The organism is Kordiimonas lacus, from assembly GCF_001550055.1.
Taxonomy (GTDB): Bacteria; Pseudomonadota; Alphaproteobacteria; order Sphingomonadales; family Kordiimonadaceae; genus Kordiimonas; species Kordiimonas lacus.
This window is the reverse complement of record NZ_LRUA01000006.1, coordinates 465,454-479,703: the sequence shown is the minus strand read 5'-3', so window position 1 is coordinate 479,703 and position 14,250 is coordinate 465,454. Positions and strand designations below refer to the sequence as shown.

Below are 14,250 nucleotides of genomic sequence, written 5' to 3'. Positions count from 1 at the left end.
GAGGCGCAAATGTTGAACAAACTCGTAGAAAGCGCGCTCCAGTATAAATTTCTGGTGATTATCGCGTTTCTGGTCGTCGGCTTTATGGGCTGGCGCGCCGTCAATACCGTGCCGATCGATGCCTTTCCGGACGTGACGCCGGTACAGGTGAATATCTATACAGAATCCCCCGGCCTTGCGGCTGAGGACGTGGAACAACTGCTGACCTTCCCGGTGGAATCCGGTATGGCAGGCTTACCCGGAGTGCAGGAAATACGCTCCGTTAGCCTTTTTGGTCTTTCGTATGTGGCGGTTTATTTCGAGGACGACATGGACATCTATTTTGTCCGCCGCCTCGTTATGGAGCGCCTGGCGGAGGTCGGTGACCGTATTCCGGAAGGATACGGGACGCCAGAGATGGGGCCCAACACATCAGGGCTTGGTCAGGTCTTTTGGTACACGGTCGAGCAAGCAGACGAGAAGCTGGCAGGCGCCGATAGTGAGATGGACCTGCGTACTTTGCAGGACTGGACCATCCGGTTGATCCTGAGAACTGCACCTGGTGTGGATGATGTTATGTCGTGGGGTGGTCAGGAGCGCCAGTATCAGGTTCAGATCGATCCGCTCAAGCTGATTAAATATGGCCTTGGCTACCGCGATGTGATGGAAGTGATCGAGGCCAACAACCGGCAGGTGGGCGGCCAGTATATCGACCAGGGCTCCGAACAATATCTGGTACGTGGCCTGGGATTGGTTCGCGGTGAAGAGGATCTCGGCAACATCGTCGTCAAGGAAGCCGATGGTACGCCTGTGTACCTGAAGGACATTGCAACAATTTCACAGGCCGGTGCCCTCAGGTTCGGTGCTGTCACGCGTGACGGCAAGGAAGTTGTACTTGGCATGGCTCTGTCTCGTATCGGCGAGAACGCAAAAAATGTGGTTGATGCTGTCAAAGACAAGGTGGGTATTGCCGAACAGGCATTGCCAGACGGTGTAGTGATCAAGCCGATCTATGACCGGACCGAGCTGGTGGAAAAAGCAGTATCGACGGCGGAGAACGCGCTCATTGAGGGTTCCATTCTGGTGGCGATCGTGCTGTTTCTGTTCCTTGGAGAGCTACGGTCGGCTTTTGTGGTGATCGCGGCTTTACCGCTCGCCATGCTGATCGCTTTCATCTTCATGGAAAATGCCGGGCTATCCGCCAATCTGATGTCGCTTGCAGGTCTCGCGATCGGCATTGGTATGATGGTGGATGGGGCCGTCGTGATGGTGGAAAACTCGTTCCGGGTTATGTCGGAGCGACGGGAAGCTGGTGAGACTGTTAACAGAACCGCAGCAGTACTTGAAGCTGCACGCGAGGTGGCCAACCCGATTTCGTTTGCGATTCTGATCATCATCGTGGTGTTCCTGCCGCTCTTCAGCCTCGAAGGGCTGGAAGGCAAGCTCTTCAAACCGATGGCTTTCAACATCAGCTTCGCCATGGCGGGTTCCCTCCTGCTGACGCTGACAATCATCCCGGTTCTGGCCGCCTTGATCCTCAAGCCAAAGGAAGAAAAAGACACCTTCCTCGTCGCCTGGATCAAGAAGCGTTATCTGCCGCTCCTTGAGTGGGCGCTTGGGCACAAGAAAGCCGTTGTCAGTGGGGCTGTCGCCCTTCTTTTGGGAAGCTTGGCGCTCTTTCCGTTCCTCGGCAAAGAGTTCATGCCGCAGTTGCAGGAAGGCTCGATCATGTGGCGGGTCACCTCGATCCCGTCCACTTCGCTCGATCAGTCGATCAAGATATCGAAGGATATTGAATTAGCGCTAGGGGAGTTTCCGGAAGTGGAAACGACTATCGCGATGATAGGCCGTGCAGAGAAAGGTGAAACCGCCGATGTGAACTATATGGAGATCTATACCGCACTCAAACCCCATGATGAATGGAGCAATGATCGGTCCATTGAGGAACTGGCAGATGACATGCGAGAGAAGCTTGAAAAAGTAGTTCCTACGTCTGTCATCGCTTTCACCCAGCCCATTCAGATGCGGGTGGAGGAATTGATCTCCGGCGTACGGGCAACGCTCGCCGTCAAACTTTATGGGGAAGACCTGGGCGAACTGGACCGGCTTAGCGCCGGGATCAAAGAGGTTGTGTCCGCGGTGCCCGGTGTGGCTGACCTGTCACTTGAGGCCAATATCGGCAAGCCGCAGGTTCGAATACAAGTGAACCGGTCTGCACTCGCGCGGTACGGCATGAACGCAGATGACATCCTCGATATTGTTCGTACCGGTATCGGCAATGAGCCGATAAGCACCCTGATCGACGGCGTCAAGCGGTTTGACATCACAGCTCGGCTCCAGGATGCTTCCAAAGCGTCTGTGGAAGCGATCAAGGCCATACCTGTCAGGACATCGTCGGGCGCCATCATCTCGCTCGCTGATGTAGCAGACGTCAGTGTTGCCGAGGGCTATAGCTTCGTTAGGCGTGAGCAACTGCAGCGCTATGCTGTTATCCAGATGGATGTACGCGGCCGTGATGTAGACGGTTTCGTGCAGGACGCTAATCGAGTGATTGGCGAGCAGGTTGAGATGCCTCCTGGCTACTGGATTGAATGGGGCGGGGCCTTTGAAAACCAGCAGCGGGCACTTGCCCGTTTGTCGGTGATTGTGCCGCTGACGATCTTCTTCATCTTTGTGCTTCTCTATACAGCCTTCAATTCCGTGCGCTTTGCCACGCTGATCATCGCCAACGTACCGTTCGCGACAGCAGGCGGGCTGATCGGGCTCTTTATCACAGGCCAATATGTGTCCGTGCCCTCAGCCATCGGCTTTATCGCTGTGTTCGGTGTGGCCATGCTCAACGGTATTGTACTCGTCAGCTTCATCAACGAGCTTCGAGCCAAAGGTATGACAGTACAGGAGGCTGTCAGGCGAGGCACAGAGTTAAGGCTCAGGCCGGTATTGATGACAGCCAGCGTTGCTATCCTTGGACTTGTACCCATGCTGCTTTCCAGCGGTGTGGGTGCTGAGACGCAGCGACCGCTCGCGACCGTTGTCGTCGGCGGGCTGGTTACATCGACGCTGCTCACATTGGTGCTCCTGCCAGTCATTTATGACTGGATGGAAAGCCGGGGCGGCAAGGCAAAAACACTCCCTTCAATCGATGAGGTGCAATCATGAAAGAGATCAAAGCCTTCATTCACCGGAACAGGATTTCAGATGTGGTCCATGAATTGAAACAGTCGGGATATAAATATATCTCGGTGGTCGATGTTCTTGGTCTCCTCAAGGCGCTCAGCTCCCAGGAACAGCAGTATTCAGTGGATCTGGGTACCAAGGTGGTGTCCGAGGTCAAGCTGGAGCTTGTTTGCGACGATCATCAATTGGATGACGCCATCGACATCATCAGCCGTCAGGGCCGTACTGGCCAAAAGACAGCGGGCTGGATCTATGTGACTGAAGTGGAGCAGGCCATCAAGATCGATGGCGGCTAGTTCCTGCCCAAGTCTGCCGTTGCACTGCGTTACTTGTGCACGGCGGCGGGCCCGGTGGCGGGGCGACCTCGCGGTCCTGCCATCGGGTTCACGAGGTATCCGGCGGATAGTCGATTACGAGGCTGTATCACGACGACCCGCTTGTGCCTCGCGGCCTGGCAGCATGTGACCCCCATCAGCGCGTTGCCAGGCCACCTTTTGTATCTATCCACTATTGGAAGCTGTGCATGGGAAACCGCAGGAAATGAAAACTAAGAAGAACAGTAAATCGATCTTGAAATTCACTGCTGCCCTCGGTGTGTTAACCGCAGCGCTTTATCTGCTCTCCTATTATGAAGCGCAGAACCTCCCGGATATGACGCTCCATCCGGATAATGCAGACATTGTGCAGCGAGGCAAGGTCCTCTACGGCCAACATTGCGCCGGCTGCCACGGTGACAATCTGGAGGGACAGAAGGACTGGCAGGATAAGAAGCCCTTCGAGCGCAGACGGGCACCCCCGCTTGATGCTACAGGGAGAGCCTGGGAACACGCCGATAAAACGCTGTTTATGATGACGAAATTCGGCGTCCATGCGCTTGAGGGCAAAGGCACATTGAACAGCAACATGCCCGCCTTTGTGGGCATCCTTGAGGACGAGGAGATTGTGGCCGTTCTTTCCTATGTCGAGAGTACTTGGGCCCAAAGCGACACAGAGAAACCTGAAGTTTCATCGGAACCAGAATGATGTTGTGCGCTGCCTGATTATATTTAATATTAACTCTTAATTGCATTTTATTTTGTAACTAACGGTACCCTGGTTATGACCCGATTAAAGACTACACTCCTCATCCTGATCCTCCAGTTCGGTTTTCTGGCCGGAGCGCAGGCGAATGACAGCGATCGTCTTGTCCAACTTATCGATTATGTCGGTGTGGATTATAGCGCCGCCGTGTCAGAAGGCGTCATTGTCAACCAGCTTGAATATGATGAGATGGTGGAGTTTGCAGGCATCATTGAAATCGAGGTGCAAAAGATGGTGGTCCCTTCAGATGTGCAGAGTCTTCGCCAGCAAGCTACAGCCCTGAAGGACCTCATACTTTCACGGGCGTCCCCCCTCGACGTCAAGGCACTCACACAGTCGATGCGGGCGACCGTTGTTCAGGTTACGGGCCTGAAGGTAACGCCGGACCGTATTCCGGATATTAGCCGTGGCAAGCTACTCTATCAAAGTGAGTGCGCCGCGTGCCACGGCCCGAGTGGTAGTGGGAAAGGCAACCTCGCCGAAGGACTCGATCCCCAGCCAACCGATTTCACGGATCAGGTGCGCTACAGCCAACGGTCGCTCTATGCCCTTTTTAACACCATAACTAACGGTGTCGATGGGACCGGTATGGCTGCCTATCCTCATCTTTCCGCAGATGATCGATGGAGCCTTGCGGCCTACGTGGGTAGCCTGGGTGCCAAGCCAAATGCGGCAAGCAACGGTCAACGGTTATGGCAACAAGCTGACAGCGCCGTACCGATTGACATCCAAGGCTATGCAAGCCTTTCACCGGAGGAAGCGGCGGAAAAATTGTCTGGCGGTGCAGATGTGATGGCATTTCTACGGACCGACCCTATAGCCCTGTTTGACCGCAAGGACGCTCCGCTTGATGTGGCGATGAGCCTGCTTCAGTCCGGTTTGGAAAGTTACCAGCAAGGCGAGACTGAAAAGGCCTATACACTAACCCTTACTGCTTACCTTGAAGGCTTCGAGCTGGCCGAATCTACCCTGTCTGCTGTAGATGGCGACCTGATGCGAAAAATTGAAGCGGAGATGATGCAGCTCCGCAGCGCGATCCGCGCCGAAGAACCGGTTGATGACATTACTGCCCGTGTACAGGCAATACTTTCCCTTTTACAGCAGGCCAAAACTGCCTTAAGCGATAGCGAAGGATTGTCCACATCGGCCGCATTTATCACCAGCTTGGTTATCTTGTTGCGAGAGGGTCTGGAGGCCTTACTGGTGGTTGTGGCCATCTCAGCGTTCCTGATCAAGACCGGACGACGGGAAGCGATGCCTTATCTTCACTCAGGCTGGATCGCCGCGCTGTTGCTGGGTGGTCTCACATGGGTAGTATCCGAGCACTTCATCCAGATCAGCGGTGCAACGCGCGAAGTTACAGAGGGCGTCGCAGCACTTCTGGCATCGGGCATGCTGTTGTTCGTCGGTTATTGGCTTCACAGCAAGACAAGCGCGGCAGGTTGGCACGCCTTTATCCAAAAAAGCCTTCAAACCGTTCTGGCTAGGAGGACTCTATGGGGTTTGACAGGACTGACTTTCATTTCCGTTTATCGCGAGGTCTTTGAAACCATCCTTTTCTATCAGGCGCTGTGGACCCAGGCCACCGGCGATAGCGCCGATTGGATCATGGCGGGATTTGGTGCCGGTGCATTGATTTTGGCTGTCGTGGCCGGGTTGGTTATTCGGTTCAGTGTGAAATTACCGCTGAGACAGTTCTTTGCAACCACAGGCGTTCTCTTGCTGGCCCTGTCGTTCATCTTTGCCGGCAAGGGTATCGCCGCGCTACAGGAGGCGGGCACGGTGCCACAGACCTTGTTGCAGTTTACCCCTATTGAATGGTTGGGAATCTATCCTAGCAGGGAGGGGCTGCTTCTTCAGACAGCGATCCTGATCTCTTCTCTTGTTTTCTTGTCGAACAGTTTTTCCCGTAAGAAGAAACAATAGGAGCCTTCACCCCCACCATTATGTGTCAGCCCCAGCAATGAGAGATGCTTTCCAGGCAAAACTGTTATTCTCGAAGGTGGTAGCTGTCATTTGGAACTGGCGCACCTGGTTGTGGAGATCACATCTATATAGGGTCATTGATTATCGATTAAAAACAATCCCATCGCTAATAAGAGAGAAACGCCGCCATGGCCAGCCTTCATGAAACGGCTTACCCGCGATTCAAGCCCAACCTGACCGATCACGAACTTCGAGAAATCTACACACCGACGAGTGAAGAAATTGCCTTCTGCAAAGCGAATGCCCAGCAATCGGCTGGGCGCTTGTCGATGCTCATATTGCTAAAAACCGTTCAAAGGCTGGGATATTTTGTCAAACTTTCCGATGTTCCGCAGCCTATAGTTACGTTTTTGTCCGATTGTTCCGGCTTCAAACTACCTAAACGAACAAAACTCCCAGAGATGGACAGTTCAGGGACACGCACCCGGTTTGTGACCCGGATCCGAACGTACCTCGACATGCAGGCGAACCGGAAAATGGTCGCAGAAGTGGTGGATCAAACGGCGAGCGCGGCAGCCCAAACGAAGCAGGAACTTGCTGATATCATAAATGTTGTCATCGAAGAATTAGTCCGGCGGCGGTGTGAACTTCCTGGCTTCACGACGCTGGTGCGCGCCGCCAGACGTGCGCGCACCAGTGTCAACAATCGTCACTATCAAGAGCTAGAGGAGGTATTGACGCTATCCGAGAAGGAGCGGCTGGATGCAATGCTGATTGCGGATAATGAGCAGGGCAGTAGCGAGTGGCGGAGGCTGAAGCGCGAGCCAAGAAAACCGACTAACAAGGAAGTCCGGCAATATCTCAGGCATATCGACTGGCTGAAATCTTGGGTCGGACGCCTACCGCCCATCAAAGACATTCCTGCTGCCAAGCTTAGACAATTTGTATTGGAGGCTCGGGCCCTGGATGTTGCCGATATGAGGCGATTAAGGCCCCAAAAACGCTACTTCCTGCTGGTCGTTCTCGTCCACGCGCAGTTGCGTTCCGTGATGGACGATGCTGTCGAAATTTTCAACCGCAAAATTAAGGGCTTGCACAATACGGCCGAAGTGAAGCTTGCGCAATATCACCTGCAACAGGTAAAGCGTGCTGAAAAACTAATCGGGCAGTTCCGGGACGTTCTCGGCGCCTATCAGGATGGTGATACGGACACGGAGCGTGTTACTGGCATGCTTGCGGCGTTAAATGACGATCCTTTCGATGTTTATACCGAGTGCGAAGAGCATCTGGCATACGCCGGTAACAACTACTACCCGTTCATGTTGTCGAGCTATCAGCCGATGCGCCCCTTGCTGCTCAACTGCCTTGAATTGCTGGAAGTGCAGTCATCCACAAATGATCGATCGGTTGTTGACGCAGTACGCTTCATATTGGCCCATCGGCACAGTCACAAGGAAGCGCTTCCGATTGGAGACGGGGGACAAGAAGTCGATCTGTCATGGCTGCCGGACAAATGGCGAAGACTGGTGCTGGGCAAGACAAAAGGACCGACTGCCAAAATCAACCGCAAATATTTTGAACTATGTACGCTGACCCAAGTTATGAAGGAACTGAAGTCATGTGATCTATTTGTCGAGCATAGCGACCAATATGGCGATTATCGTGACCAGCTTGTGGACTGGAAAACATATGAAGCCCAAGTGCCCGCATTTTGCCAGATGATGGGGATATCAAGAGACCCTGCTGTCTTTGTTTCAAACATGAAAAGTTGGCTGACCGAAACAGCCAGGAAGGTCGACGCGCAATTTCCAACGAACGAGTATTTGGATATCATCGACGATGGATTCGTGTTGAAAAAGCACAGCAGCCGTCAAAAACCCGCAGCACTTGCCAAAATCGACACACTAATTTCACAGCGACTGCCGCCCACCAATATTTTGGATATTCTTGCTGAAACAGAAAGTTGGCTGGATTTGCATCGACATTTTGGCCCTCTTTCCGGGTACGACGCCAAAATCGACGACCCGCGCAAGCGCTTTATCACGACGCTATTTTGCTATGGCTGCAACTTAGGGCCCAGCCAAACCGCCCGGTCAGTAAAGGACTTAAGCCGCAAACAGGTCGCTTGGTTGAATCTGCATCATGTCTCTGAAGAGCGCCTGGATAAAGCGATTGTCGAAGTGATCAATGCCTATAATAAATATCGCCTTCCCAGTTACTGGGGGACTGGCAGGCGGGTCAGCGCAGACGGCACAAAATGGAACATGTATGAGCAAAATCTGCTTTCGGAATATCACATTCGATATGGCGGATATGGTGGTATCGGCTATTATCATGTATCTGACAAATATATAGCGCTGTTTAGCCACTTCATCCCCTGTGGCGTCTATGAAGCGATCTATATATTGGACGGCCTGATAGATAACGAATCCGATATACAACCCGACACAATCCACGGAGACACCCAAGCTCAGAGTACTCCTGTGTTTGGCCTGGCACACTTGCTGGGCATCAACCTGATGCCTCGTATTCGCTACATCAAGGATTTGACATTTTTCAAAGCAGACAAAGAAACGCGCTTCAGACACATAGAGAAGTTGTTCTCCGGCTCTATAAACTGGGATATTATAGCGACCCACCTACCTGATATGCTGCGTATCGCGATTTCTATAAAGGCCGGGAAACTGACGCCCTCGGCGATTCTACGGCGTCTGGGCACGTATAGCCGAAAGAACAAAATCTATTTTGCTTTTCGAGAACTGGGGCGCGTTGTTCGAACGGAGTTTTTGCTAAATTATATTACCGATGTCGATCTCAGAAGGACCATTCAGGCATCGACCAACAAGAGTGAAGAGTTCAACAAATTCACAAAATGGCTTTTCTTTGGCGGGGAGGGCATTATTGCGCAAAATGTAAGGCATGAGCAGCGCAAGATTATCAAGTACAACCACCTTGTCGCCAACATGGTCATACTCCACAATGTAGAAGCGATGACCCGGGTATTGAGCGAGCTAATTGAAGAAGGATATCCGATAGATGAGGATATTCTGGCCGGGTTTGCTCCGTATCGGACTGAAAGCATCAATCGTTTCGGTGATTACATATTGGATCTTAATCGAAAATTCAGATCCATGAGTTTCGAGGCGAGGTTACTGCACAAGAAAGATGATTAAAACTGCATAAATACAGTATGTTATGAAGATCATGGCGGATTTTTCCAGAATCCCGGCCAACCCTCTTAATGAACGCTTGGCGCGGGCTCGCGCTTTCCGTATCCTTATGGTGAAGCGGAGCCACTAGAGATGACCCAGAACCCCTGGCAAGTGCCAGACCACGATAAAGACCAGCCACCCGGCAACCGGCGTCCGAAGGGCCAGCCGTCGCCCGTGTTGCGGCTGCTCGTGTTTCTGGCGGGTATGGCGCTCTTGCTGTTCGGGCTCTCTCTCGCGTTCCCGACCACCAGCATGGTTGATCCCTATCTGGTCCGTGGGCTTATCATCATCCTGATTTTTGGTGGTGCCGCCGCTTTCTGGAGCCGCTCCAGCATCATGCGGCTGGCTAAAATGGCAGGCCTCTGGGCCTTGATCATTGCCAGCATTGCCGTCTTCTATCTCTATAGATCAGATCTGGGCAGCCGTTTCATGAGTGCGATCGACCCATCAGGCGTGGTCAGCACGGAAGAGGGGCTCATGGTGCACCGTTCCCGTGATGGCCATTTCTGGATGAAAGCGCGTCTCAATGGCGTTGAGGTCCGTTTCATGGTTGATACCGGCGCCAGCAACGTGGTCCTGAGCCCGGATGACGCCCGGCGCGTGGGCATCAACACCGGCATTCTGGATTATAGTGGGCGCGCCAGCACAGCCAACGGTGTGGTATCCTATGCTCGCGCTACCATCAGTACGCTGGGGCTCGGCGACGAGACCTTCTATGACGTACCCGTCACCATCAATGGCTCGGATATGGACGGCTCGCTTCTCGGCATGACCGTGCTGAAGGAATTTTCCAGCATCGAGTTCCGTGGTGACATGATGATCCTTCGGCCCTGACGGCCCTATATCAGGGTAACATTTCCGCAAGGCAGCTATACATTAGTTGAAACATTGGCCCGTGCGCCCATATGCTGTCTTCTTCGTGTTTAACGCCTCACGCCTTGCCCAGTCTGGAACATATCTCTATGACCAACCACCAAAAGTCCGATAACCATTGGTCCACTGTCAAAAGCATCTTGCCGTACCTGTGGGCTGATGGTCGCTGGGACTTGCGCTTCAGGGTGATCCTGGCGCTTTCCTTCCTGGTGCTGGCTAAACTGATCGGCGTTTATGTGCCGTTCCTCTTCAAGGACGCGGTTGACGCCATTGCGGGTGGCGGTAAGGTAACCGCAGAAACGATGGCGGTTGCGGTTCCTACGGGCCTGATCCTGGGCTACGGCACAGCGCGCGTGCTGGCGCTATTGTTCGGGGAACTCAGGGACGCGGTGTTCGTGCGCGTTGGGCAGCATGCCCTGAGGGCCGTTGCGCTCAATACCTTCCGGCATTTGCACGCACTCAGCCTCAAATTCCACCTGGAGCGTCGCACCGGTGGCCTTAGTCGCGTGATCGAGCGCGGTACGCGCGGCATTGATTTCCTCCTCAGGTTCATGCTGTTCAACATCCTGCCGACGCTGCTTGAAATCCTGCTGATTTCTGCTGTTTTCTGGACCAAATTCGGCTTCTGGTACGCCGCCATCACTTTTGTGGCGCTTGTCAGCTATATCCTGTTCACCATTTATGTGACCGATTGGCGTCTCAAGTTCCGCCGCGAAATGAATGCGCAGGACACCAAAGCCAACACCAAGGCGGTCGACAGCCTGTTGAATTTCGAGACGGTGAAATATTTCACCAACGAAGAACATGAAAGCAGCCGCTACGACCAGGCGCTGGCCGGGTTTGAATCCGCGTCCGTACGCAGCCAGCTGTCGCTGACGCTTCTAAACGTCGGGCAGGGCATCATCATTTCCCTTGGGCTTGTGATTGTGCTTTATATGGCCGCACAGGGCGTTGTGGGTGGCCAGTTCACCATTGGTGAGTTCGTGCTCGTCAACTCGCTCCTGATCCAGATCTATATGCCGCTCAATTTCCTCGGGTTTGTCTACCGCGAAATCAAGCAGTCGCTGGTGGATATGGAAAAAATGTTTGATATCATCCGCATGAGCTCTGACATTAAGGATTCACCCAATTCAATTGATTTAAAAGCAGAAAACCCGAACGTAGAATTCAAAGATGTGCGCTTCGGCTATACCGACACACGGGAAATCCTCAAGGGCTTGTCATTCACGGTCCCAAGCGGTACGACGACCGCGATTGTGGGTGCAAGCGGCGCCGGAAAATCAACGATTTCGCGGCTTTTGTTCCGTTTTTACGATGTCACCGACGGCCAGATCTGCGTTGGCGGCCAGGATATCCGCGATGTCGCACAAAAGAGCCTCAGGGCCCAGATCGGCGTCGTGCCGCAGGATACGGTGCTGTTCAATGACACCATCGGCTATAATATCCGCTACGGCAGGCCTGACGCCACGGACGCAGAGGTTTATGAGGCTGCCAGGCTCGCGCAAATCCATGATTTCATTGACCATTTGCCAGAAGGCTATGAAACAGAGGTTGGCGAGCGTGGGCTCAAGCTATCGGGCGGTGAGAAGCAGCGCGTGGCGATTGCACGCACGATCCTCAAGAACCCGTCGATCTTGCTGCTGGATGAAGCCACATCTGCGCTCGATAGCCACACAGAGCGCGATATCCAAGCGGCACTTGAGGAGATCGCCGAAGGCCGCACGTCGCTGATTATCGCGCACAGACTGTCAACCGTGGTGAACGCGGACGAGATTCTGGTGATGGATGCCGGTGAGATCGTGGAACGCGGTCGTCACGACGACTTGCTGGCCAAGGGCGGCCTCTATGCCCAGATGTGGGCGAAGCAGCAGGAAGTCAGCGAAGCCTTCAAGAAGCTCGAAGCTGCAGGCGAAGAGGTCGCGGTGCCGGCGGAATAGACGCTCAGGTCGCGCCAGGCATTGTGTGGACAGGCGGGGATGCACGTTAATAAAGCGTCAGAGGCCTTAATCGCCATAACTATCTGACCTGCTTGATCTAATTATTTCCCATAATATAAATTATGCGCATTAAGTGGTGCTTCATAAATTGAGCCAATGACACCCTTAGCACTGACGGAGTTGGTCAAGTCCCCCACTTAGTAAACTGGGCTTCTTGTCTGCTTCACCATCCTTGGAAGTTATGCGGCGTTACGGTTCGCTTGCGCGCGGTAACGCTTATAGTCCATCAGGTCGCCGTCGAACGGTGTAACCGTACCGTTGTCGATAAGCCAATATGAATCCACCACGGTTTCTATAAGCGCCGTGTCGTGCGACACCAGCACCACGGCCCCGGTAAATTCCTGTAGCGCCAGCGTCAGTGCCGAGCGGACTTCAAGGTCCAAATGGTTCGTTGGTTCGTCAAGCAGCAACAGGTTTGGCCTGTCCCAGATGATCATCGCCAGAACAAGGCGCGATTTTTCGCCGCCTGACATTGTCCCGGTTTCCTGAAACACGGTTTTGTCGGAAAAATCGAAGGTACCCAGATAGGTCCTGAGCTCTTGTTCCCGTGCATTGGGCGCTTTTTGTTTCATGTGCCAAAGCGGCGACTGCTCTGGATCAAGGGTTTCCAGCTGATGCTGGGCGAAATAGCCAATATTGATGCGGCGATCCCGTGTTATGTCACCCTGCCCGCTGGTAATCTCACCAGCGATCAGCTTAATGAGTGTTGACTTGCCGGCGCCATTGCGCCCCAAAAGCCCCACCCGGCTGCCTTCACCAACATGAACGGTCACGTCCGACAGGATCTGCTTTTCGCCGTATCCTGCGCCCGCACCTTCTGACGACCACAGCGTGCTGGCCATGGCGTCCGGTTCGCGGAACTTGAAGGTGAAAGGCGTATCGATATGGGCAGCGGCCACTCGCTCCAGCTTTGCCAGTGCCTTTATGCGGCTTTGTGCCTGCCGCGCTTTTGATGCCTGGGCGCGGAAACGCTCGATAAAGGAAGAAATATGGGCGACCTGGCGTTGCTGCTTTTCAAACATCGCCTGTTGCAGTGTCAATTTCTCCGCGCGCATATTTTCATAGTCTGAATAGCCGCCGGTATAGAGCGTCAACGTGCTGTTGGCCAATTCGAGAATACGGTCCACCGTGTTGTCCAAAAAGTTCCGGTCATGCGAAATCATCAGAACAGTGCCCTCAAACGCCTTCAACCAGTCCTGCAGCCAGATGATGGCCTCCAGGTCCAAGTGGTTGGTGGGCTCGTCTAGGAGCAGCAAGTCAGAGCGGCACATCAAGGCCCGCGCGAGGTTAAGCCGCATCCGCCAGCCACCAGAGAAGGACGAAACAGGGTTTTCGTGCGTTTCCAGATCGAACCCCAGGCCAATCAACAGTTCTGCGGCCCGGCGGTCTACCGAATAGGCGTCAATACGCATGAACTCTTCATGGATTCGCGCCATTTCAAACCCGTCCCCGGCGTCTTCGGCCTTCGCAAGTTCGGCTTCAAGGGCACGGAGTTCGGTATCGCCATCGATCGTGAATTGCAAGGCAGACAGTGGACTGCCTTCGGTTTCCTGTGCCACATGGGCAATGCGCCAGCGGTTTGGAAAGTCCACAGTTCCAGTTTCCGCGATCAGGTCCCCGCGCAGCAAAGCAAACAGTGAGGATTTTCCTGCACCGTTCCCGCCCACGAGACCCATCTTCTCCCCGGCGTTCAGATTGAAGCTGCCTTTTTCAAACAGCAACTTGGCGCCGCGCCGAAGCGCCACGTCGGAGAAAGTAATCATTTGTGACTGGTCCTGTGATTTGCCATGAGCCGCGCTTATACAGGTATCCGCGTCCTATGCCATCAAAATCGTTGATTAAAGGCCGATCTCCAACACTCCCGCTTATCGTCCACATCTATTTCACCTTGACTTTTATGGCTTAAAATGAGAACAAATAGAGAACAAAAGGGGCCGAGTTGCGAAAGTGAGGATAGAAGCCTGTGTTGCCTGTGGCGGAAAATGACAATCATGACAGAACGCCTG

The 14,250-nt window shown here is 53.6% G+C and carries 8 protein-coding genes; 7 read left to right on the top strand and 1 reads right to left on the bottom strand.

The window, feature by feature from the left end; genetic code table 11:
- Positions 1-9: 9 nt before the first annotated feature.
- From KORLAC_RS10390 to KORLAC_RS10360, 7 genes are all read left to right on the top strand, one after another.
- Positions 10-3,138, top strand: coding sequence for an efflux RND transporter permease subunit (locus KORLAC_RS10390; RefSeq protein WP_068306239.1), 3,129 nt, complete (start codon positions 10-12; stop codon positions 3,136-3,138).
- Positions 3,135-3,452 (top strand): P-II family nitrogen regulator, encoded by a 318-nt coding sequence (locus tag KORLAC_RS10385; protein WP_068306237.1) that lies wholly within the window; start codon positions 3,135-3,137, stop codon positions 3,450-3,452. The genes KORLAC_RS10390 and KORLAC_RS10385 overlap by 4 nt, the downstream gene beginning before the upstream one ends.
- Before the next feature lie 244 nt (positions 3,453-3,696).
- Complete coding sequence (locus KORLAC_RS10380; protein ID WP_068306235.1) at positions 3,697-4,179, top strand: c-type cytochrome; 483 nt, start codon at positions 3,697-3,699, stop codon at positions 4,177-4,179.
- Positions 4,180-4,254: 75 nt separating this feature from the next.
- Entirely contained in the window at positions 4,255-6,162 is a 1,908-nt protein-coding gene (locus tag KORLAC_RS10375) for a cytochrome c/FTR1 family iron permease (RefSeq protein WP_068306233.1), read from the top strand.
- Positions 6,163-6,350: 188 nt separating this feature from the next.
- Positions 6,351-9,335, top strand: a complete 2,985-nt coding sequence (locus KORLAC_RS10370) for a Tn3 family transposase (RefSeq protein ID WP_068306231.1) — start codon at positions 6,351-6,353, stop codon at positions 9,333-9,335.
- Positions 9,336-9,464: 129 nt separating this feature from the next.
- Positions 9,465-10,208, top strand: a complete 744-nt coding sequence (locus KORLAC_RS10365; RefSeq protein ID WP_068306229.1) for a retropepsin-like aspartic protease family protein — start codon at positions 9,465-9,467, stop codon at positions 10,206-10,208.
- A gap of 128 nt (positions 10,209-10,336) precedes the next feature.
- Positions 10,337-12,184, top strand: a complete 1,848-nt coding sequence (locus tag KORLAC_RS10360; protein WP_068306227.1) for an ABCB family ABC transporter ATP-binding protein/permease — start codon at positions 10,337-10,339, stop codon at positions 12,182-12,184.
- A gap of 239 nt (positions 12,185-12,423) precedes the next feature.
- On the opposite strand, the gene abc-f is transcribed toward KORLAC_RS10360, so the two are convergent.
- Positions 12,424-14,007: a ribosomal protection-like ABC-F family protein gene (gene abc-f, locus KORLAC_RS10355; protein ID WP_068306224.1), complete on the bottom strand. Its 1,584-nt coding sequence runs from the start codon at positions 14,005-14,007 to the stop codon at positions 12,424-12,426.
- Positions 14,008-14,250: the final 243 nt, after the last annotated feature.

Coding starts and splice junctions, on each gene's coding strand:
- KORLAC_RS10390 (WP_068306239.1), top strand. CDS start 10: ATGTTGAACAAACTCGTAGAAAGCGCGCTCCAGTATAAATTTCTGGTG.
- KORLAC_RS10385 (WP_068306237.1), top strand. CDS start 3,135: ATGAAAGAGATCAAAGCCTTCATTCACCGGAACAGGATTTCAGATGTG.
- KORLAC_RS10380 (WP_068306235.1), top strand. CDS start 3,697: ATGAAAACTAAGAAGAACAGTAAATCGATCTTGAAATTCACTGCTGCC.
- KORLAC_RS10375 (WP_068306233.1), top strand. CDS start 4,255: ATGACCCGATTAAAGACTACACTCCTCATCCTGATCCTCCAGTTCGGT.
- KORLAC_RS10370 (WP_068306231.1), top strand. CDS start 6,351: ATGGCCAGCCTTCATGAAACGGCTTACCCGCGATTCAAGCCCAACCTG.
- KORLAC_RS10365 (WP_068306229.1), top strand. CDS start 9,465: ATGACCCAGAACCCCTGGCAAGTGCCAGACCACGATAAAGACCAGCCA.
- KORLAC_RS10360 (WP_068306227.1), top strand. CDS start 10,337: ATGACCAACCACCAAAAGTCCGATAACCATTGGTCCACTGTCAAAAGC.
- abc-f (WP_068306224.1), bottom strand. CDS start 14,007: ATGATTACTTTCTCCGACGTGGCGCTTCGGCGCGGCGCCAAGTTGCTG.